Origin of the sequence: Caballeronia sp. TF1N1 (assembly GCF_022878925.1) — a bacterium.
GTDB lineage: Bacteria > Pseudomonadota > Gammaproteobacteria > Burkholderiales > Burkholderiaceae > Caballeronia.
Window position 1 is genome coordinate 2,238,685 of the sequence record NZ_CP084626.1, and the last position, 21,797, is coordinate 2,260,481.

Genomic DNA, 21,797 nt, shown 5'->3' on the forward strand with positions numbered 1-21,797 from the left:
TGAAAGAGCCAGCGCGATGCTCTGCTATTCGATCTTCTCGACTACAGGCGCACGCTCGATAAACATATCCGTATCCGCCGGCCGCGCAGCCGCTTCCTTGATCCGCACCGGCGCCGCATGCGGAACCGGCTTGCCGATGAGCGATATCAAGCGGTCTTCGAGGCGTGCAAACACGGAAGCCGGCGACAGACGTTCTTGTGCAAAGAGCCGTCCTTGCTCGCCATGCGAAGCCCGCAACTCCGGGTCGCCGATCAGCATTTCTATCGCATCGGTCAGGTCCTTCGCGCTCTCCGGCTTGATCACGACGCCACGTCCATTGACGGCTTCGTAGAGTTCCGTGCCGCCATGCGCCATGGCAATCACGGCGCGTGAACTGGCGAACATGCCGGTGAGCTTCGAAGGCATCACCAGATCGGCGACATCGCCGCGTTGCGGAAGCACGTGGACATCGGCGAGATTGAGCAGTTCGTTCAGACGCTCAACCGGCTGAAGGCACATGAAGCGCGTGTTCTTGAGACCCGCGCAACGCTTCTGCAATTCCGCCTTGGTCGCGCCGTTACCGCAAAATACGAAGACGATGTCATCGCGCGATGCGAGTGCGGCGGCGGCATCGGCCAAAACTTCGAGGCCTTGCTTCGCGCCCATGTTGCCCGAATAGAGCACGACGCCCGTATGTTCTCCGATCCCGAGTTCACGACGAAACTCGCTCGGACGATCGAGCGGAAAGATGGCGCCGGTATCGACCCAGTTGGGCAAATGGAACACGCGCGTCAGCTCCACGCCCTTCTTCACCGCGCGATCGACCATCTTGTCGGAAATCGACGAGACCACGTCGAAGTGCTTCATCAGCCAGCGTTCGAAGCCGAGCGCCATGCGGCTGGCGCGCGCGTTCTTGAGCAGGCCGAGATCGAAGGCGGCATCGACCTCGAAATCCTGAATATGCAGCCATGAACGCGCGCCGGTCAGACGTGCCAACGCAAGTGCGCCAGGCGCGTTGGCGAGGCTCGGTGCAATGCTCATCACGATATGCGGACGCCACGTCACGTGCGCCGCGAGCGCGGGCATGGACGCCAGCGCGAACGACGCAAGATGCAACATGCGCTTTGCGCCGCTCGGCTTCTTGGGCACCCATATCGGCGCGCGCCATACACGCACGCCCTTGCGTGACTCGATACGATGAAGCCAGCTTCGATACCCCTCGCCGACCTTCCACTCCGGGTAGTATGGCGGCGCGCAGACGACGCGCACTTCGTGGCCGCCCGCGGCCAGTGCTTCTGCCATCTCTGCCGTGTATTTGCCGGTTCCCGTCAGCTCGGGCGCGTAATTCAGCCCGTAGATCAGTATTCTCATTTGGTCCCTCGCCCGACTAACGCGCCTTTCGCTCCGAACGGCTTTCGCGTCCGGCAAGGCGCCAGCCACCAGGCGCGCAGGACCGCGCGTCTGGCAGCATCTCTTCACTACCTGTGTGCGTCTTCCTCCATCTACCGTCCCGCTTTGGCCACCCGCTTAGTTGGTCAGCAAGAGCGCGCAGCCTCGCGCGATATTGGCAGCCGCCGTGGGCGGATCGAAGCGCTGAATCACGTCGGTGCAACGGCTCGCCGTGCCCGCCGTATCGGCGAACGCTTCCAGCGACTTGAGCATCGTGCGATGCAAGGCCGCCACATCGCCCGCAGGGAAGGAGTAACCCGATACCCCTTCCACCACGAGTTCCGGCACGCAGCCGCAGCTTTCGCTGACGATGACCGGACAACCATGACTCAATGCTTCGTTCGTGACGAGACCCCACGGTTCACGCCGGCTTGGCAACACCATGCACGTCGCGCTGAAATACTCGCGCGACAGAGGCGCGTCTTGCAGGCTGCCGAGAAACTTCACGGATTCCTCGAGACCAGCCTCTTTCACTTGCTGCTTCAACGCGTCGCCGAGCGGGCCCGTACCCACGATACGCAGCTGGGCATCCGGCACGCTCTTCTTGAGCGTACTGAACGCTTCGACCAGCGTATCGATGCCCTTCTCGGCGGACAGACGTCCGACATAGAGGAACACCGGCTTGTTGCCTTGCCGATGTAGAAGCCGGTCATCACCCACCGTCTTCGGTGAAAACGAACGCGGCAGCGCGGCAGCCTGACAAGGGATGAAAATGTTCTCCTGCTTCGCACCGAGCGACATCAGATACTCGCGGCTGCGCGTACCGAAAGCGAAGTAACCATCGCACAGCGCGAAGAACACGCGCTTCGGAATGGAGGTCAACATGCGGCGCGGATTGTCACGTGCAGTCGAATCGCAGAACACGGCGCGGCGCTTTCCGGTGAGGATGCACGCGGCCATCATCGCCCAATATTCCGGACGGTGATACCCCGGCAAAACCACGAGATCGGACTTCGCCTTGAGCACTTCCCAAGTGAGACGCATGGTCATGCGCCAGGTCGGCACGTCTTCATAGCAGCCGCTGTATAGCTTTCTCATCGGGTAGCGGTGGAACGAATAGTCGACATCGGAAAAGCCGATGCGATCGTGCTCCGTGTCCGCGATCTGCACCATCGAATAACGAATAGAGCCGGACCCCGAGATGTTATGCAACGCGGACAAAACTTCGCCTTTATGCCGCGACCACACGACGTTATGAAAAATGGTCACTGATGCTGACATTTCTTTTGCGTCCTTTGGAAAGGATTCGATATGTTCGCGGCTGGCTATGCGGCGACCGGCGTTTGCATCGATTCGTCACGCGAGAGGAAGTCCCCGTACGTCGCGCGGATGCCTTCTTCCAGTGCGATCGACGCCTTCCATCCCATGCCTTCGAGCTTTGAAACATCGAGCAGCTTGCGCGGCGTGCCGTCGGGCTTGCTGGCATCGAACTCGAGTTGACCGTCGAAGCCGACCACTCGACAAATCGTATGCGCGAGTTCGCGGATGGTCAGGTCTTCACCTGTCCCGACGTTGAATACGCCTTCGCTGATGTCGCTTTCCATGAGGAAGGTCGCGGCATCCGCGAGATCGTCGACATGCAGGAACTCGCGACGCGGCGTGCCCGATCCCCAGACCGGCAATGTCGCATCCCCTCGTTGCTTCGCTTCGTGCGCCTTGCGAATCAGCGCGGGCAGCACGTGACTGCTCTTCAGGTCGTAGTTGTCGTTCGGGCCGTAGAGATTCGTCGGCATGACCGAGACGAACTTCGTGCCGTACTGACGGTTGTACGCCTCGCACATCTTGAGGCCCGCGATCTTCGCAATCGCATAGGCTTCGTTGGTCGGCTCAAGCGCCGATTGCAGGAGATATTCTTCCTTGATCGGCTGCGGGCAGGCCTTCGGGTAGATGCACGACGAACCGAAGAACACGAGCTTGCTCACGTTCCAGCGGCAGGCCGCGTGAATCACGTTGGTCTGGATCGCTAGGTTCTCGTAGATGAACGAGGCGGGCATCGTCGAATTCGCGAGGATGCCCCCTACGCGCGCCGCCGCGAGAAACACCACGTCGATATGCTCTTCCTCGAAGAACAGGTTCACCGCGCCCTGGTCGGTGAGATCGAGATGCGCCTTCGTGCGCGTCACGATGTTGCGGTAGCCGGCCTTATTGAGCCGGCGCACCAGCGCCGAGCCCACCATGCCGCGATGTCCCGCCACGAAAATGCGTGCGTGCTTGTCCATGCGCTTTACTCGTGATGTTCCAGGGCCTTGAAACCGGCGAGCGTGACGAGTGCGTCGCGTCGGGCAATCTGATAGTCCGCGCGCACCATCTCCTTGACGAGCGTCTGGAAGGTGGTCTGCGGACGCCAGCCGAGCTTGGCATGCGCCTTCGACGGATCGCCGAGCAGCGTTTCCACTTCGGTCGGACGGAAGTAGCGCGGATCGACACGCACGATCACCTGCCCCGGCTTCAGCTTCGTCTCGCGGCCTTCCACTCGATCGACGATACCCACTTCATCCACGCCCTCGCCTTCGAAGCGCACGTGCACGCCGAGTTCGGCCGCTGCCTGTTGCACGAATTCACGCACGCTGTATTGCACGCCCGTTGCAATCACGAAGTCTTCCGGCTGCTCTTGCTGCAGCATCATCCATTGCATCTCGACGTAGTCGCGCGCATGGCCCCAGTCGCGCAGCGCGGACATGTTGCCGAGGTACAGATCGTCCTGCATGCCGACCGCGATACGCGCGATGGCACGCGTGATCTTGCGCGTGACGAAAGTCTCGCCGCGCACCGGCGATTCGTGGTTGAACAGAATGCCGTTGCATGCATACATGCCATACGCTTCGCGGTAGTTCACCGTGATCCAGTAGGCGTAGAGCTTCGCGACCGCATAGGGGCTGCGCGGATAGAACGGCGTGGTTTCGCGCTGGGGAATTTCCTGCACGAGACCATAGAGTTCGGAGGTCGATGCCTGATAGAAACGCGTCTTCTTTTCGAGGCCGAGAATGCGGATGGCTTCGAGAATACGCAGCGCCCCGAGACCGTCGGCGTTGGCCGTGTATTCCGGTTCCTCGAACGACACCGCAACGTGGCTTTGTGCCGCGAGGTTATAGATTTCGTCGGGCATTACGCGCTGGATGATGCGCACGAGGCTCGTCGAATCCGTAAGGTCGCCGTGATGCAGAAACAGACGCTGGTCCGGATCGTGCGGATCACGATACAGGTGATCGATTCGGTCAGTGTTGAAGAGCGAACTACGGCGCTTGATGCCGTGCACCTCATAGCCTTTTTCGAGCAGCAATTCGGCCAGGTACGACCCGTCTTGCCCCGTGATGCCCGTGATCAAAGCGACTTTGCGGTCCATGCTTAACCTCTCGTATGCGGTCTGAGTGTTGGCGCGCCCATGCACATGGTGCGCGCCGGTCATTGTTCTTACAGGCGGCGTCCGGTTTTTATTCTGCGATGCTTTCGTAGCCGTAATAGCCAGCGTAGGTGCTGCCCATCAACATCTTCGATTGCGGTACATCCGTGAGCAGTACGCCCTTCATGTTCACGCCGCCGTGATGCAGGCGCTTCATCGTTTCCCCGATTTCCTGCACCTGATTCTTGCCATGCCGCACGACGAGAAGACTCGTGCCCGCATGCTTGCCGATCACCGTTGCGTCGGTCACCGCCAGCACCGGCGGGGTATCGACGATCACGAGGTCATACAGTTGCTTCAAATGCTCGAGCACTTCGCCCAGGCGATCGCTTGCCAGCAGTTCCGACGGATGCGAAGGCAGCGAGCCCTTGGTGATCAGGTCCACGCCCGGCAGGACATCGTGCAGGATCGCGCTCGTCACGTCCGCGCCCATCAGCACATCCGACAGACCCGGCGAATGACGCACGCCGAAATGCGAGTGAATGTCGCCACGGCGCATGTCGCCGTCGATCAGAAGCACGCGCTTTCTCGTCGATGCAACCAGCGTCGCCAGATTCACCGAAAGGAACGACTTGCCCGCTTCAGGACGCGAACCGGTGAGCATCACCACGTTGTTGCGCGCATCGGCCAGTTGCAGGTTGAGCGACGTGCGCAGGCCGCGAATGCCTTCGACAGCGGCATCTTCCGGCGCTTGCGCGGCAAGCACGTGCAGTCCTTCGCGGCGCATGCCCACCTTGCGTTGCAGACGCAGTTGCTGGGTGCTGCGCGGCACGATGGCGAACACACGCACGCCGAGTTGCTTTTCGATCTCTTCCGGACGTTCGACACCGCCGTACAGGGACTTGCGCACGAAGGCGATCAGAATGCCGAGCACGAGGCCGATACCGGCTGCGATCAGGATCACGATCACGCGCTTCGGACGGACAGGATCATCCGGCGCTTGCGCATAGTCGACCACGCGCACGTTGCCGATCTGCCCGGCCTTCGCAATGCGCAGTTGCTGCGCGCTGTTCAAGAGGTTCGTGTAGAGCTCGGTGTTGACACGCACGTCACGCAGATAACGCAGCGCGGTCTGCTCGGTATCCGGCAGCGTCGAGACGTTCTTGCCGAGACGCGTTTGCGCGCCGGTGAGCGATGCGATCTGCGCATCGAGCGCCTGCACCGACGGATGGTTGGCCGTAAAGCGCAGCGACAGTTCGGCGCGTTGCTGTTGCAGGTCCGTGAGCTTGGTCTTGTTATCGACGATCTGTTGCAGCAGCAGGCGGCTTTCCTCGGAAAGGTCGACCGTGCCTTGCTTGTTGCGGAACGTGTTGTACTTCTGCTCGGCTTCGTCCAGTTGCTTCTTCAGAATGGGCAACTGCTGATCGAGGAACGACAGCGTGTTCTCGGCTTCGGCGGAACGCTTGTTGGCGTCCTGCGCGACGTAGCGATTAGCGATGTTGTTGACGATCTGCGCGATTTCTTTCGGGTTGCCGCCTTCGAGGCTCAAACCGATGATGCCCGATTGCAGCGCCGTTTCCGCCACCGTCAGACGCTTCTGCAGATTGTCGATGGTCGTGAGCGTCGAGAAGCGTTGCAGTTCGAACTGCACGCCTGCCGGGCTTTCGAGCTTGTCCACCTTGAGCTTGACCGGACCGAACGCGGTCACGCCCGCGGCTTCCTGGCCGACCTTGCCCGTGAGAATGGAAACGCCGTCCGGGTCGTTCAGCACGTAGGTGCCGTTTTCTCCGGCGACCAGCGTGAACTTCTTTTCGTAGAGTTCCTTCGGCGTGTCGAAGAGCGGCACGTCGATCTGTTCATTGCCCCACGCAAAGCGCGAGAGGTAGCCCGAGGGAATGGGCATGTTGAACATGTTGAACACGCTGCCAACCACACCGCCCACGAAGGGCATGGTGTGCGGAAGCGCGCTGATGTCGAGGTGCAAACGGCGCACCGTGTCGTCGACGACGAGGCGCGAGCGCAGCAGTTCGATCTGCGCGGCCGTGGTCGACTTCGCGTCGAACATCTGCGAGACGGCCTGCAATGCGTTGGGGTTCGCTTGAGCGTTGCCCGCGTTATTCGACTCTTCCACCTGGATCAGCGCGTCGGCCTTGTAGGTCGGCGGCGCAATGAAAGCGTACGCGGCACCCAGTGCGACCACCGCGAGCATCACGGTCATCACGAGCTTCCAGTTGCCCAGTACAGCGGCCAGGTAGTCGGATAATCGCAACTCGTCGCCGGTCGAGACGTCCGAGTATCGTGTATCAAAGTTCATGGCCATGGTCTCGCTCGCTCTTTCTTTAAGTCGCACAAGGTGGACCGGCGCGCCCCTGCGCACCGGTCTTGAGGCTTACTTTGTAATCACGGCCGCGGTCAGGCCTGCATTGATCGCCGGCAGCAACAGGTTAAGCACGCGGCTGAAACGGACGAGTCCGTTGTTATCCACGTAGACGACATCCTTCGGTTGCAATTCGAAACTGTTCGCAAGCAGCATGGACACAGGCGAACGCGCGTCCAGCTTGTAGACTTCAGGCGTATCGGTCTGGCCATTGCGGATCACGTACAGCTCCTTCGGATCCGAAGTCTCGGCGTTGAAGCTGCCGGCTTGCGAGATCGCGTCGGACAAGGTCAGCTTGCCGTTGCGCATCGGGATCACGGTGGCGGGCTTGGTCACTTCGCCCATCACGTAAACGCCGTTCTCGTCGCGCGAATCGATACGCAGCGCATCGCCCGGCTTGAGCATGATGTCCGACGGGCTGCGGCCCTTCGAGGTCATGCTGGCCATGTTGATGTGATACGTGACGCCATCGCGGATCAGCGTGACGCGGCTCTGGTCCGCCGTCGTCGCGAAACCGCCCGCGCGTCCGATCGCTTCGGTCAACGTCATCGGAATGTCGTTGATCTGTTGCGAGCCGGGCGTACGCACGTCGCCGTCGATATACACCTGCGAAGCGCGGAACGAAGCCACGCGCACCGTCACCTGCGGCTTCACGAAAACCTTCGACAACTCCGAGTACAGCTCGCGCTGCACTTGCGATTCCGTCTTGCCCGCGACGTGCAGCGTGCGGTTCACATACGGGAACTGCAAGTTGCCGTCGGCGTCGACGATAAAGCCGGGAGCGGCATCCGCGATACGCGTCTGCTGGGCCGGCTGGCCGAGCGCGGCCACGAGCTCCGGGTGATCCCATACCGTGATCTGCAGCACGTCGCCCACGCCGAGCTTGTACGGCGTCGCCTTGCCATAGAGGCTCGCGTTCGGATCGTCGGTGGCCGACGGTTGCGCGGCCTTCAACTTGCGCACGAGCGAGAGATCGATCGGCGTGATCGGAATGTTGACCGTGGTTGCCGGGTCGCCCTGGTCCGTCGAAGTCTCGACGAGAGCCGCGGGCTTCTCCATCTTCATACCCGGTGCGAGACCGCAGCCTGCCATCACGACGCAAAGCGTGGCCGCCGCCGCAAGGCTGCTGAGCCGGAAGCCCGACGACTTCGACATTTGGATATTGGCGGCCATGGAGATGCTGCCTGGTTGTTGTTGGTTGTGCATGTAGGTCGTCCCCTGCATCAGTAAGCGTTGGTGTGGCGTAGTCCCTTGAAGATCGTAGCGGCGATGATTCTCATATCGAGTCCGAACGACCAATTACCGAGGTAGTACAAGTCATGAGCGACGCGTCCTTCCATTTTTTCGATGCGGTCGGTTTCCCCGCGAAAGCCGTTGACCTGAGCCCAGCCGGTGATGCCCGGCTTGATCCGGTAACGATGGATGTACCCCGACACGACCTTTTGATAAAGGTCGTCATGTTCGAGTGCGTGCGGACGCGGGCCCACGACCGACATGTCGCCGCGCAGAACGTTGAAGAACTGCGGCAGCTCATCGAGGCTGGTACGGCGCAGGAACGCTCCGACACGAGTCACGCGCGGATCATTGCGCGTGGCCTGGCGAAGCACTCCGGCCTGTTCCGTGTGCATGCGCATCGAACGGAACTTGTAGATGTTGAAGACGCGGCCATCCGCGCCTTTACGGCGTTGCGTGAAGAGCACCGGACCGCGCGAAGACAGCTTCACGGCGATGGCGCAGGCAATCAGCAAGGGAGCGACGGCGATGATCGCGGCAAGCGCGAAGGCGCGGTCGAAGAGTTCTTTCTGCAAAAGCGCGCTGGGCGACAACGGCGACGCGACGAGATTGATGGCGGGTTCGCCGAGCAGATCCGTCACACCGCTTTCGAAGAGCGCGAGGCTGCGCACGTCGGGAATGAAACGCACGTTGACGAGGTCGTTGCGGAACTCGTTCACGAAACGAAGGATGGTGCGTTCTTCCGAGAGCGGCAAGGCGAGCCAGACTTCATGCACGTTCTGGGTACGCACGTAGTCGACGAACGCGTCGAAGTCTTCGTACACCGGAACGCGCGTGTTGAGACGGCCCTGACCGGGCGTTGCGTTGAACGCGGCGCTGGCGCGAAAGCCGGCGTCGGTCGTGCGGTCGATCTTTCTAACGATGGAATCGCAATGCTTGCCGCAACCGACGATCGCCACCTGGTGCAGGTTGAGACCGGCGTTGCGTACATTGGCGAGGACCGCATGGGTGAGCAGACGGCCGGCGATCAGAAGCGCGCCGGACATCGCGGTCCAGTAGGCGAACCAGAGGCGCGAGACGTAGTCGAGGCGATGCAGCGAGAACATAAGCGCAAGTGCGCAGCCCTGCACGACGAGCCAGCCCAGTGAGACCTGGCACGCGAGCATGAGCTTGCTACGGCCGCGCCACGATTCGTAGACGCCGAAGCCGGGAAACAGCGCGAGCGAGAAGGCCGCCGCAAAGGCGACGAACGCCACCGAATAAGCGTGTGCCTCTATGTACTCGAACCGGATCTGCGACGCCACAGCGGCGCCGCCGACGATCATGACCACGTCAAAAAGACGCGCCAGCAATCCTTGTAAATCGCGCATGTCATTCCCCCGAACGCAATCGCTTGTTGCCTGACACCACCTGCCTCTTTTGTCCTCCCTTCGCGTAACGGTCTTTATGTCGTTGGTTACCGCTGCAAAGAAGACTGCCTTGTTCGTATGCGCCGTCGATCAGCTGCGGCCATACGTATCGTCGAAGCGCACGATGTCGTCTTCGCCGAGATAACTGCCGGACTGCACTTCGATCATTTCGAGCGGTACCTTGCCCGGGTTTTCCAGACGGTGACGCACGCCGAGCGGAATGAAGGTCGATTCGTTTTCCGAGAGCAGGAACTGCTCTTCGCCACGCGTGACGAGCGCAGTGCCGCTCACGACGATCCAGTGCTCCGCGCGATGGTGATGCATCTGCAACGAGAGCTGTGCGCCCGGCGTCACGACGATGCGCTTCACCTGGAACCGCTCGCCATGTTCGATGGAGTCGTAGAAGCCCCACGGACGGCGCACCTTGCGATGGGTGTCGGCTTCCGGCGCATGCTGCTCGCGGATACGCGCGACGAGACCCTTGATGTCCTGCACGCGGGAACGGTCGGCCACGAGCACGGCGTCATCCGTTTCCACGACGATGATGTTGGTCGTGCCGACGCAGGCCACGAGACGGCCGCCCTCGGAGCGCGCATAGCTCGAGGTCGCGCCTTCGAACACCACGCGGCCGCTTGCCACGTTGCCCGAGTCGTCCTTGTCCATCGCGTCCCACACGGCGTCCCACGAACCGAGGTCCGACCAGCCCGCGACGAGCGGCACCACCACGCCTTCGCACGGCGCGCTCGGCGTCCCGATGTGTTCCATGACCGCGTAGTCGATCGAATCGGACGGCGCGCGGCCGAATTGCGCGGCCTGCGGACGGATGAACTTGCCGTCGTCCTTGCCTTCCGAAATCGCGGCGCAGCAGGCCGAGTGCATGTCGATGTTGAGCTTCTCGAGCGCGGCGAGCCAGACGCTGGCGCGCACGACGAAGATGCCGCTGTTCCACCAGTACGTGCCCGCGGCGACGTATTGCGCGGCGAGTTCGGCGGCGGGCTTTTCGACGAAGCGGTCGATCTGATGCGCGCCGTCTTCGAGCGCCTGACCGATACGGATATAACCGAAGCCCGTATCCGGGCGCGTCGGCGGAATACCGAGCGTGGCGATCACGCCGCGCTCAGCGTGTTCGGCGGCAATCGCGATTGCGCGATGCAGCGCCGGCAAGTCGGCGATGGAGTGATCGGCGGGCATCGCCACCATGATCGCGTCCTGACCGCCCTTCACGGCTTGCAGCGCGGCGAGCGTGAGCGCGGGCGCCGTATCGCGGCGTGCCGGTTCGACGATGATGCGTGCGTTCACGCCGCTTTCGCGGGTCTGCTCTTCCGTCGTGAAGCGATGCTCTTCACCGCACACGATGATCGGATCGGCTTCGACCTTGAAGTTGCCGGAGAAGCCCTTGAGGCGTCCGACCGTGGCTTGCAAAAGCGAATCGCGGCCAACGATGCCGATCAGTTGCTTCGGGAATTGCTCGCGGGACATCGGCCACAGGCGCGTGCCCGAGCCGCCGGCGAGAATGACGGGCACCAGGCGCCGGCATGCCTCGGCCGTCGTGGCCGAAGACGCTTCTGCGTTCGCTGCGTTCACCGTCACTTCGCTTTCCGTGCGTGCATCATTGCTCATATCAGGACTCCTGCCTGCAAGTTCGAACGCGCAGCATCTGCCGCCCGAGAATGATTGAGTCCCGGACCAATCTGGTCCGGCCAAATGTTCGACGCTAAACGCCATCCTTGTCCGCTACCCCACAGAAGGCGGGGTCTGTCGAACCGGCGTCCAGTCCGAGTGGATCAACCGTTAGCTTCGCGCCGGCTCTGCATCCGATACTCGGTCGGAGAGATCAGAAGGCGCTTGCGAAAAATCTTGGCGAGCCGGTCGCCGTTGCCCATGCCGCTTCTGCGCGCGATCTTGTCCACCGGCAGTTCCGAGTCGGTGAGTAGCGCGCAGGTCACGGCGAGGCGTGCCTGCAACAGATAATCGGAAGGCGTGATGCCCATCTCGATCTTGAAGCGGCGCAGGAAGTTGCGCTCGCTCATCGCGGCGACCTGAGCCGCATCGACGACGGAGATCGGCCGCTCGCAGTTGTCCTGGAGCCAGCGCGCCGCCGCGCGAATCTTGTCGCCCGCGGATGCCGCGCCGCTGTCGCCCAGAATGGACACGAGCTTGGCGGCGGACCCCGGCATCAGGCGTTCGGCCACGTTGCGCGAGATGTCCAGCCCAAGGTCGCGCTTGACGAGCAGGAGCGCGCCCTTCATCGATTCGTAGCGGTCGCCGCCATCGGCGGACGGTTCGTCGCGCACGAGGTGGATCATGCTGTTGCCGTAGCGCGCCTGCGGGTCGTTGAGACCCGGATGCACGCTGCCGATACCCGCGGCTTCCAGCACCTTGCGGCCTTCGGAGATCGCCTTGACGACGGTGGTCTTCGAATTCACGCGGCGCACCCATTCGATGATGCGGTCGTCGCGGGCCGCTTCATCCGCGCCGCGACCGCCGGCCACGAAGAGCGCATCGAAACCGCCGTAGTGACGAGCATCGAGACCGTCGGTCCAGACGCGCACCGACGACGAGCACGCGACGTTGCCGCCCTCCACCGAGAGAAAGCGCACGTCGTACTTGCAGTCGGCCTTCGCTTTCACCGACGACAGTTCGTTCGCCATGTGAAAAACTTCCGCGACGATTCCCGCGCCGAGGAGCGAAAATCCGTCGAACAGCAAAATCGCGATGCGTTTCACCTCGGTCTGAGACGGTCTCGTCGCGGGCGGCATCCAACCCATCACTGCGGGTTCGAGAGTGGCGTAAGGCATGGTCATCCTCTGCTGCTTTTTTGTTCCAGGAGTACGGCTTGCGTTCTCGGCCATTGCATTGCATCAAGGACTTTCCCGAACTGCGCCGGGTTGTCGTGACCGATGGGAACGAGAGGTTGGCGGAATCGATCCGTTGGTGTGAATAATAAGCAGACAAAGTTTTTTGTGGTGCGGATTTTCGCTCTTAAACCACAAAATCTGTTCGGTTGTGAGGGTGACCGCACATTGATATCTATCCCCAAATTCTTTTAGCGCAATCGTCCAAAGACTGATGAAACAAATACCGCGATTCATCATACAAACTTTATGCAAAGCGCCGGCTTGAAAAGAATTCGCGTATCGTAGAAACCGCTTTAGAAACTCCCGCCAAGCCCTAGCGTACGGCCCTGTGCGGCTCACAGACGATTGCGCCCTCGTCGGGGAAGCGTCGAAACTGATTCATCCGTGCAACATCGCATGCTTGGCGACTGTTCAGACGTTTCATCGAAATCGGAAATTTTTGGTTAATCCTCGATCCGGCGCCTATTCTCCAATTGATTAATTAGCTGTCTCGAATTAGATAAGTTTTGGAACGCTAATAATATTCCCTGGATTATATGAGCGCGCCAATCTGGATTATCAAAAACGCTTTGGACGCGGGAATCAAAAGCCGAATTTAATTAACTTTTGAAAGATTTCCTAAGACCTATCCTGCTGCATTGCAAGGCCGCGTTTCGCCGCAAACCACCGTGCACGTTAGACGTGCGCAGCGTGCTTATCCGCCAATGATTAGTCGTTTGCGGCGGTTTCTGTTCTGAGCCCCTATTTTGAATGACCGATTGAAAGAATCTGTAATCTGCAATGCTTGATTCACGATTAATGGGCGTAATCGCGTATTTGACTGATCAGCGAATTCTTCGCACCGGGTCCCGCGTCGGCGGTCAACTTTTCCGCGCCCGCCGGGACCTTCGTTACGATTTGGAACGCCTTGGGTGTTTCACTCCTGATAAGCGCGCGGTCGTGCTCGAAGATCGGTCTTTTCGACACGATGAAGCTGCTATCGCACGCCGGTGGCCTGTATTCATCGGACGAAGCAGGCTTGCACGTGCGCGCGCGCACGCAGCGGATAAAGAAGTGGACGGCATCATCGCTTCTGAGCGGCACCGCGCGCGCGCAAGAAACGTTTCAGTTTCGTAGCATCGGCGGCGCTTGGCGTCACGGCTTGCTCCTCATCTCTCCCATACGGCCAAGGTCACGCGAACGATGAACGGATTACTCGCACCCCGCTTCACCGCCCTTCGCGTTGGCTGCCTCGCGTTTGCGCTCGCCTTCCTTGCGTCGATGACCGGCTGCGACGACGCCGCGTCCGAGGAAGCGGCGCCTGCCGCCAGCGCGGTGATCATCGACGGCGCCGCGTGGATTCCCTGCGCCGCCGAATACGGCGTCTGCACATTCGAAGGCGCCACGCGCGTGTTGTACGGCACGCCCGTGCAACACGCGATCAAGACCTTCACGGGCAGCGCACGCTGCGACAACAGCGCCTTCGACGACCCCGCTCCCGGCGTCGAAAAACATTGCTGGTATGCGAGCACGACCAAGACGGCAGCGCCCCGCGCGCAGTCCGCCGCGGCCGAACAACAAACCGCTCTTGCCGATACCCCGCCGCTTCGCTGCAGCGCGCCGACACCGCCCGTATCGGCGTCAGTGAGCGGCGATATGCTCGAAGCGGACACGCCCGGCAGCGACGGCACGCGCATGTTCGCGCTGAAGACGCCGGTGCGCGTGGCCATCACCACGCGCGCCAAGGGCGCCGATACCGTCACATGGCAGATCCGCGACGCATGGAACACGGTCAAGGCGAGCGGCCAGTTTGCCGTCGATGCGCGCCCCGCGACTACTACGATCGTCTGCACGTCGGAGGCGGCGGGTTACTTCGCGGTGAGCGCATCGCTCAAGTCGGGTAAGAGCGCGTTGCCAACGCGCGGCACGCGGCCCACCGGCATCGCCACCTTCGGTGTGCTGCCGGTGGTGGCTCCGGTGCTGCCGCCCGTGGCGTTCGAGCATCCGGATCAGCATCGCTTCGGCGGACAAGGCGCGGCATATCTCAAGCCGGGTCAAAGCTGCTGTTCCGGCGACGGTTATCGTCCGCTCTATCCCGAGCTAGGTCTCACCTGGGTCAACGACAACCGCAACTGGTACATGACCGAGGAAAAAGGCCCGAACACGTTCAACGCGGCAGCGGACAACCTCGCGCCCTACTTCAAGCCGGGCGATCTGCTGCGCCTCATCCAGCTCGATGGCATTCCCGCATGGGCGAGCCCCACGCACGAGCGCACGCACAGCTACGCGCCTTCCTCGCTCGATGCATACAGCGCCTACATGAAACGTGTCGGCGTGGAATCGAACGCGGTGAGAAAGCGCTGGTTCCCGCAGCAAGCGCACAACTACTACCAGGTCACTTGGGAACCGGACTACGAAGGCGGTCTGCCCTGGCGCGACACGGACGCCAATCTCGTCGCGATGTACAAGGCCACCGCCGAGGCCATTCACGCGGGCGACCCCAACGCCGTCGTAATGGGCCTGACGCTGTCGAATCTGGCCTCGAACACGACGTGGCTCAAGCGTCTGGCGCCGCTTGGCATCGGCAAGTATCTGGATGGCGTGAGCGCGCATGGTTATTACGACGTGGGCACGTCGCCGTCGCACCCGCCGGAACGTTTCGATGCCGACGCTTCCACCGCATCGAAAGCGATGCCCGCCGCGATGCGCGAACTGCGCCGCACGATGACCGAAGTCGTGAAGCCGGGCGCAAAGCTCTTCGTCACCGAGACAGGTATCAGCTACGACCTGAATACGAAGTACGGCCCGGCGACGCCGAACTGGAACGTGCTCTATGCACAAGGCGCGGTGACGGCGCGCGCGCATCTGATATTGCTTGGCGAAGGCGCGGACGTGAGCTTCGTGTTCTATTCCGCCGATCCGCCCGAGGTGGGCTATGGCGTGTTCTTCGATCTCGTGAATGCGCAAGGCGGCTACGGGCAGACGCAGATCAGCCCGAAGCCCGCCGTGATGGCCGTGGCCGCCATGACGCGTCTGATCGACGGCACGACCACGCTCGGCTATGTAAACGGCACGCCCAAAGGCGTCTATGCCTACGCGTTCCAGCGGCTGAATGGCGGCAAGGTGGTCACCGCACTCTGGACCCATAGCAATGCGGTATGGCCGGGACCGAAGGGCTTCGATGCGTCGCATGGAGCGAACTACAGCCTCATCGTCGATGCGCCCGCGAAGTCCGGCACGGTGACGGTATTCGACATGATGGGCAATGCATCGGCCATGAAGTACAGCGACGGGCGCCTGCCGCTCGTGCTGACCGAGGCGCCCATATACGTCGTCTCCGATAACGCCGATGCCATGCGCGCCAACGTCACGAAGCCCGCCGGATACACGGGTCAATGAGCCCTTGGCGAGCGGAAAAACCCGTGGCACACGTGGACGATCTTTCGGCGCTTTTCGCCAGTGTCGTGCATGCCTGTCGCGAGAATTCGCGCGCTACACTGAACGCGCGCCGTGCATATCGCGCGAGCAGCATCCATAACGATTAAAAGCAAAGACCAATGGAGCAGCAATGCTGAACGTGGACGATTTCATGACGGTGGTCCGGCTCACGCCGCTCATTTCGATCGACCTGATCGTGACCGACGGCAACCGCCGGGTTCTGGTCGGTCATCGCCGCAATCGACCCGCACAGGGCACGTGGTTCGTGCCGGGCGGGCGCGTGGACAAGGACGAATCGCTCGATGCCGCGTTCAAGCGCGTCGTCAGTAACGAACTGGGCGTGGCGAGCGTCGAGCGTTCGTCGTCGCGCTTTTATGGCGTGTTCGAGCATCGCTACGACGATAACTTCGCCGGCGAGCCCGGCTTCGGCACGCACTACATCGTGCTTGCCTACGCGATGAACCTGAGCGGCACGGTGCCCATCGGCCGCTTCGATCAGCACAGCGATTATCGATGGCTGCTGCCCGATGAACTGCTCGCACGCGAAGACGTGCACGAGAACACGAAGGCTTACTTCCGCTAAGCCGTGCAGCAATAAAAACGGCGCGCATCGCTGCGCGCCGTTCTCATCGAACCGAAACAGATGATGCTTCAGGCGATGACCGTGGAGTCTTCGCTCGTGTCGTCGACATCCACATCGGTGCGGACTTCTTCTGCTTGCGCCGCTTCCAGCTTGCCGAAATGCGCGTTCAGGTAGGCGGCGAACTCATCGCGCACTTCCGGATGACGCAGGGCGAATTCGACCGTCGCCTTCAGATAGCCGAGCTTGCTGCCGCAGTCGAAACGCTTGCCGTGATAGCGATACGCGAGCACCTGTTCCTGTTCGAGCAACGCGGCAATGGCGTCCGTCAGTTGAATCTCGCCGCCTGCGCCCGGCTTCTGCTGACGCAGGAAGTCGAACACGCGCGGCATCAGCACATAGCGGCCGACCACGCCGAAGTTCGAAGGCGCGAGCGCCGGTTCCGGCTTTTCGACCACGCGCGAGAGCTTGAAGAGACCGTCGTCCCAGGGCTTGCCCTCGATCACGCCATACGAGCGCGAATCCTTGCGGTCGATCTCCTCGACGCCGATCACCGACGAATGATAGTGGTCGAACACATCGACCATTTGCGAGAGCACGGGCGGCTTGCCGTCGAGCAGGTCGTCCGCGAGCACGACCGCGAACGGTTCGCCGCCGACGAGCTTTTCCGCGCACAACACGGCGTGACCGAGACCGAGCGCTTCGGCCTGACGCACGTACATACAGGTGACATGGCTCGGCAAGATGCCGCGCACGAGTTCGAGCAGCTTGTCCTTGCCGCGCGCTTCGAGTTCGGCTTCGACTTCATAGGACTTGTCGAAGTGGTCTTCGATTGCGCGCTTGCTGCGCCCGGTCACGAAGATCATCTCCGTGATGCCAGCGGCCATCGCTTCTTCGACCGCGTACTGAATCAGCGGCTTGTCCACGACGGGCAGCATTTCCTTCGGACTCGCCTTCGTTGCGGGCAGGAAGCGCGTGCCGAGACCGGCTACTGGGAATACCGCCTTGCGTACCTTGAGCATCGGCTCACCTCGGTTGTCGGTTGCACGAGGCGTTGCGACGCGTCTTGGAGCGTTCGCGGCCGCCTCTTGTTGTGGGATATGTAGTGGAATCAATCGCCCGATTTCATCAGACGACATGAGTGATGCCAGCTTATCGTCCGAATATCGAAATCATCTGCCAACAGTTCGCCATTATCCGACGATGGCGACGGCGTTTGCTGCCTGCCGCGTATAGTGCCACGCATATAGCTTGGTTTTCCCTCTGCTTTTCGCTCCACCAGGGAGATTACGACACAGGGGATGAACAGGAGAAAGTCGATGGTATATGCCAACGGTATGGGCCGGCTGCAGGTCGTGCGCTCGCCCGAAACCGACGCGCCGCCCGCCGATGTGGCCAGCATGGCGAAGCGAATCGGCATTCTGATCTTCGAGGACTTCTCGCTCGTCGAAGTCAGTTCTATTTCCGAAGTCTTTTCGCTTGCCAACCAGGTTCGCCTGCCTGCTCATGCGGGCTCGAACGCTGCGGCGCCGAACTATTCGCTGATGTTCGTGTCCAGTGAAGGCGGGAGCGTGGCGAGCAGCTGTTCCATGCGCATCTGGAGCGAAAGCCTCGAAAACCGCTGGATGAACGAGTGCGATGCCCTTTTCATCGCGGGCGGCGAAGGCGCGCGGCACGCGCGGCACGACGTCATGTTGCGCAAACGCCTTGGGCGTATCGCACCGAAGATCCCGTTCATCAAGGCTATCGGCGAAGGCGCGCACATTCTGGCGGCGGCGAATCTCACGCTGCAGAACCGTTCGCTCGATTTCGGCGATGAACCCGCGCAGGACGCGTTGTCGTCGGCCTTGTCGCCTGCGTTGTCGAACGCACTTTTCATCGCGGAACAAACGCTTACGCTGGACGATCCTAAAGGCCCGATCGCGGCGGCGTTGTCCATCGTCAAGCGCGATCACGGCGCGGCGGTAGCGCGCGAAGTGTCGGAGCGCACGCTGCCGGGCGCGTGGCACAAGCTTGCAACCGTGCTGGAAGACACCGACAGCGGCGGCGTGCGCCAGAAGATCGACGCAGCCGCGCGCTGGATGCGCGAGAACTACGTGAAGCCGATTTCGATCACCGATGCGGCGCGCGTCGCGGCCATGAGCGAACGCAACTTCCTGCGCCGCTTCAAGGCGCAAATCGGGCTCACGCCTTCTGAATATCTCTTGCGCGCGCGACTGGACGCGAGTTGCATGCTTCTTGCGGGAACGGACTTACCGGTGGACAAGATTGCGCGCCGATGCGGCGCGGGCAGTGGCGACGGCCTCGCGAAGATCTTTCGCAAGCGGCTGTCGATCTCGCCGACGGAATACCGCATGGCGGGACGGCGCAAGCAAGCGGCCGACACGACATAGACTTTATGGCGACATAAGCTTAAACAGCGCATGGACCGATGCGCGCCAGGACGGGGTAACGAAAAAAGCATGGAAACGAAAATACTCTGGATTTTTTCCAATCTCGGCGACGCGGCGCTTCTTTTGCCGCTCGCACTCGTTTGCGCACTGTGGTTGCGCTCGGTGGACATGCGGCTCGCCATTCGCTGGGCCGTGCTGCTGACGGCCGGCATGGGGTTGGTCGGCCTTTCGAAGATTCTCTATGCAGGCTGCGGCCTCGAAGTGCCGGCCATCGAATTTCGTATGATCAGCGGGCACACCATGCTCGCGGCATCGATCTATACGGTCGCCGCAGGCTTGCTCGCGGGCGGGCTCGGAAGAGCGTGGTATCTGCTGGGCGCGGCAGCGGGACTCGTGCTCGCGGCGCTGATCGGCGCAAGTCGTATTCTGCAGGACGCGCACACGCCCGCCGAAGTCGTGGCTGGCTGGCTGCTCGGCGGCCTCATCGCCTTCCTGTTGTTGCGTCATGTGTTTGCCGTGCCGCGCAAGATGCCGCGCGCGCTCGTGGCGGGCCTCGGGCTGCTCGCCGTCTCTTCGATCGCTTACGGTCATCACGCGCCGTTCCAGCGGATGATCGAACACTACTCCTGGTGGCTGTGCCGCGGACTCGGACTGTCGTGATCGTGCGCGCCGGCCACGGTTGCTGCGCGGCTGGCGGGTTCCAAAGTATGATCCCCGCTTGATCAACAGTTCGACCGCCGTGCATGCCTGCATCTTTTGCGCGCGCGGCCGTGATTGCAGACGAGTATGGATCGCTTTCTCGCCATGAAGGTCTTTGCGCGCGTCGTCGAGTCGGGCAGCTTCTCCAAGGCCGCCGATGCGCTGCGCCTACCGCCCGCGAGCGTATCGCGCACGCTGCAAGCGCTCGAAGCGCACCTCGGCGCACGCCTCATCAATCGCACCACACGCAGCATCAGCATCACCGAAGACGGCGAGGCTTACTACGATCGCTGCGTGCGCGTGCTGGGCGAGATCGACGACATGGAAGCGTCGCTCTCGCATTCGAAGCTCAGTCCCAAGGGCAACGTCAAGGTCAGCCTGCCGCAGGTCATGGCGAAGAGCACCATCATTCCCGCCTTGCCGGAATTCTTCGCGGCTTATCCGGATATTGGCGTCGAATTGCTTTTGACGGACCGCTCGGTCGATCTCGTCGAGGAAGCCGTGGATTGCGTGGTGCGCGTGGGCGCGGTCGGCGACGTCGGCCTCGTGGCCAAGCGCATCGGCGCGTATTCGCAGATCACGTGCGCATCGCCCGGCTATCTCGAGAAGTACGGCACGCCGCGCACGCTCGACGATCTCGAACAGCATCTCGCGGTCGGCTACGTGCTCAACAAGTCGGGGCGCGTGCGCAACTGGGAATTCGTCGTCGATAACGAAACGCGCACCATCGCGATGAAGCACAAGATCGCGGTGAACGACGGCGATTCGTACATTGCGTGCGGCGTCTCGGGCCTCGGACTCATCCAGAGTTCGAGCTACACGCTCGACCCTTATGTGAAAAGCGGCGCGCTCGTGGAAGTGCTGAACGAGTATCCGTCGTATGCGCGCGTGGTGTCGGTGCTGTATGCGGCGAACCGGCATCAGCCGCGGCGCGTGCGCGTGTTCATCGACTGGGTGGCGGAGCTCTATGGACGCCTGCCCGCATTTCAGGCGAGCGGCAAAACGGTCTCGCCGTCATGACGATCGGCATGGTGCGCCAGTCGTAGGCGCCATACACACGTTCGAGCGCGCGAAGGTCCTGCGCTCGGGCACTCGCGTGAATCCCTTGCAGCTCGCTCAGTTCGAACTCCACTGCATGACAGTTGGCGTAGTCGCGCGAGCGTAACGCTGCACCGATGGTCGTGAAGAAAGCCGTCGTCGGCACGTCGAAGCCCGCTGCGATATGCAGCGCGGCGGTATCGGGCGTCGCCAGATAACAGGCGTGTCCGATCCACGCGATGAATTCCGCCGTATCCCTGGAATGCGCCGCGATGTCGCGATAGTGCGGGTGATCGATCGCGCCGAAGCCATACACGGGCAAGCCGAATTCGTCCCACAGACGCGCGACGATGCGCCCACGCGCCGCCTGCGGCACGCTGCGCACTGGCGTGCTCGCGTTGGGACAGAACAGCACATACGCCGCGTCGGCTGCGTGACGCGCGGGCAAGGGCAAGGCCAGATCACGCAGCCAGCGATTGCGCTTGTCTTCCGGCGCTACGCTTAGCGGGTCCACGCCTAACGCGCGGATGAAGAAATCGATCATCGGCATCGAGGCGAAGCTCGGCCAGAAGAGATGATTGCCGAGGTCGATCTTCGGTTCATCGGCGGGCAGGCTTGCGAGCGGCACCGGCAGATCGATCACATCGCCCCCGACGAGCGGCGCGGCCAGTTCATACAAGCGCTTCACGTAGCCTGGCGCATGAGCCGGCCGATAAATCGTAAACGTGAGATGCGGCCAGTGTCGCTTGATCGCGAAGAGCGCGGACAGGCCGATGATCGAATCGCCCAGCGTCACACCGAACGCGTTGATGAGATGAACGCGGCGCGCGGCTGCATAGTTCGCCGTGAAGGGCGTGGAGACGGCGCAGAGAATGTCGCGCCGCGCGTCATGTAATGACGTGAAGCCGGAGGCATCGCTACCGGTGGCTTCGAGATCGTAGGACGCGACGATCTCGCCGTGCCTCGATAACAACGAACCCGCATGGGTCAGCGCATGGACTTCGTCGAAAGTCGTCATGCGCTGT

The 21,797-nt window shown here is 61.8% G+C and carries 16 protein-coding genes; 5 read left to right on the plus strand and 11 right to left on the minus strand.

The features are described 5' to 3' along the window. Nucleotides 1-24 precede the first annotated feature (24 nt). The 9 genes from LDZ28_RS10405 to LDZ28_RS10445 form a co-directional block, all read right to left on the minus strand. Complete coding sequence (locus LDZ28_RS10405) at nucleotides 25-1,350, minus strand: glycosyltransferase WbuB (RefSeq protein ID WP_244826038.1); 1,326 nt, start codon at nucleotides 1,348-1,350, stop codon at nucleotides 25-27. A gap of 156 nt (nucleotides 1,351-1,506) precedes the next feature. Continuing rightward, nucleotides 1,507-2,649, minus strand: coding sequence for a glycosyltransferase family 4 protein (locus LDZ28_RS10410; RefSeq protein ID WP_244826039.1), 1,143 nt, complete (start codon nucleotides 2,647-2,649; stop codon nucleotides 1,507-1,509). A gap of 44 nt (nucleotides 2,650-2,693) precedes the next feature. Continuing rightward, on the minus strand, nucleotides 2,694-3,647 hold the full coding sequence (locus tag LDZ28_RS10415; RefSeq protein WP_244826040.1) for a GDP-L-fucose synthase: 954 nt from the start codon (nucleotides 3,645-3,647) through the stop codon (nucleotides 2,694-2,696). Nucleotides 3,648-3,652: 5 nt separating this feature from the next. Further along, the gene (gmd, locus tag LDZ28_RS10420; RefSeq protein WP_244826041.1) at nucleotides 3,653-4,771 is read right to left on the minus strand and encodes a GDP-mannose 4,6-dehydratase; all 1,119 of its coding nucleotides are present in this window, start codon (nucleotides 4,769-4,771) and stop codon (nucleotides 3,653-3,655) included. Nucleotides 4,772-4,859: 88 nt separating this feature from the next. Next, entirely contained in the window at nucleotides 4,860-7,088 is a 2,229-nt protein-coding gene (locus tag LDZ28_RS10425; protein ID WP_244826043.1) for a polysaccharide biosynthesis tyrosine autokinase, read from the minus strand. Nucleotides 7,089-7,157: 69 nt separating this feature from the next. Continuing rightward, on the minus strand, nucleotides 7,158-8,318 hold the full coding sequence (locus tag LDZ28_RS10430) for a polysaccharide biosynthesis/export family protein (RefSeq protein ID WP_244826045.1): 1,161 nt from the start codon (nucleotides 8,316-8,318) through the stop codon (nucleotides 7,158-7,160). 50 nt (nucleotides 8,319-8,368) lie between these two features. Then, complete coding sequence (locus LDZ28_RS10435; protein WP_244826047.1) at nucleotides 8,369-9,748, minus strand: undecaprenyl-phosphate glucose phosphotransferase; 1,380 nt, start codon at nucleotides 9,746-9,748, stop codon at nucleotides 8,369-8,371. A 129-nt stretch (nucleotides 9,749-9,877) separates the two neighbouring features. Continuing rightward, a complete protein-coding gene (locus tag LDZ28_RS10440) occupies nucleotides 9,878-11,407 on the minus strand; it encodes a mannose-1-phosphate guanylyltransferase/mannose-6-phosphate isomerase (RefSeq protein WP_244826048.1) in 1,530 nt (509 codons plus the stop codon). Between the two features lie 164 nt (nucleotides 11,408-11,571). Next, nucleotides 11,572-12,585, minus strand: a complete 1,014-nt coding sequence (locus LDZ28_RS10445) for a GlxA family transcriptional regulator (RefSeq protein WP_244826049.1) — start codon at nucleotides 12,583-12,585, stop codon at nucleotides 11,572-11,574. Nucleotides 12,586-13,827: 1,242 nt separating this feature from the next. Here LDZ28_RS10445 and LDZ28_RS10450 point away from each other — a divergent pair. Together LDZ28_RS10450 and LDZ28_RS10455 are read left to right on the plus strand one after the other, a co-directional pair. Next, nucleotides 13,828-16,023 (plus strand): hypothetical protein, encoded by a 2,196-nt coding sequence (locus LDZ28_RS10450; protein ID WP_244826051.1) that lies wholly within the window; start codon nucleotides 13,828-13,830, stop codon nucleotides 16,021-16,023. Nucleotides 16,024-16,192: 169 nt separating this feature from the next. Further along, nucleotides 16,193-16,645, plus strand: coding sequence for a GDP-mannose mannosyl hydrolase (locus LDZ28_RS10455; protein ID WP_244826052.1), 453 nt, complete (start codon nucleotides 16,193-16,195; stop codon nucleotides 16,643-16,645). 68 nt (nucleotides 16,646-16,713) lie between these two features. On the opposite strand, the gene galU is transcribed toward LDZ28_RS10455, so the two are convergent. Continuing rightward, nucleotides 16,714-17,664, minus strand: a complete 951-nt coding sequence (gene galU, locus LDZ28_RS10460) for a UTP--glucose-1-phosphate uridylyltransferase GalU (RefSeq protein ID WP_244826053.1) — start codon at nucleotides 17,662-17,664, stop codon at nucleotides 16,714-16,716. A 297-nt stretch (nucleotides 17,665-17,961) separates the two neighbouring features. Here galU and LDZ28_RS10465 point away from each other — a divergent pair, with 297 nt between their 5' ends. The 3 genes from LDZ28_RS10465 (at nucleotide 17,962) to LDZ28_RS10475 (ending at nucleotide 20,754) form a co-directional block, all read left to right on the plus strand. Next, nucleotides 17,962-19,035, plus strand: coding sequence for a GlxA family transcriptional regulator (locus LDZ28_RS10465; RefSeq protein WP_244826055.1), 1,074 nt, complete (start codon nucleotides 17,962-17,964; stop codon nucleotides 19,033-19,035). Nucleotides 19,036-19,104: 69 nt separating this feature from the next. Then, entirely contained in the window at nucleotides 19,105-19,695 is a 591-nt protein-coding gene (locus tag LDZ28_RS10470) for a phosphatase PAP2 family protein (RefSeq protein ID WP_244826057.1), read from the plus strand. A 126-nt stretch (nucleotides 19,696-19,821) separates the two neighbouring features. Further along, entirely contained in the window at nucleotides 19,822-20,754 is a 933-nt protein-coding gene (locus tag LDZ28_RS10475) for a LysR family transcriptional regulator (RefSeq protein WP_244826059.1), read from the plus strand. Here LDZ28_RS10475 and LDZ28_RS10480 read toward each other — a convergent pair. Further along, a complete protein-coding gene (locus LDZ28_RS10480; RefSeq protein ID WP_244826061.1) occupies nucleotides 20,678-21,790 on the minus strand; it encodes a glycosyltransferase family 9 protein in 1,113 nt (370 codons plus the stop codon). The two genes, LDZ28_RS10475 and LDZ28_RS10480, sit on opposite strands and share 77 nt — an antisense overlap. Between the last annotated feature and the right edge of the window lie 7 nt (nucleotides 21,791-21,797).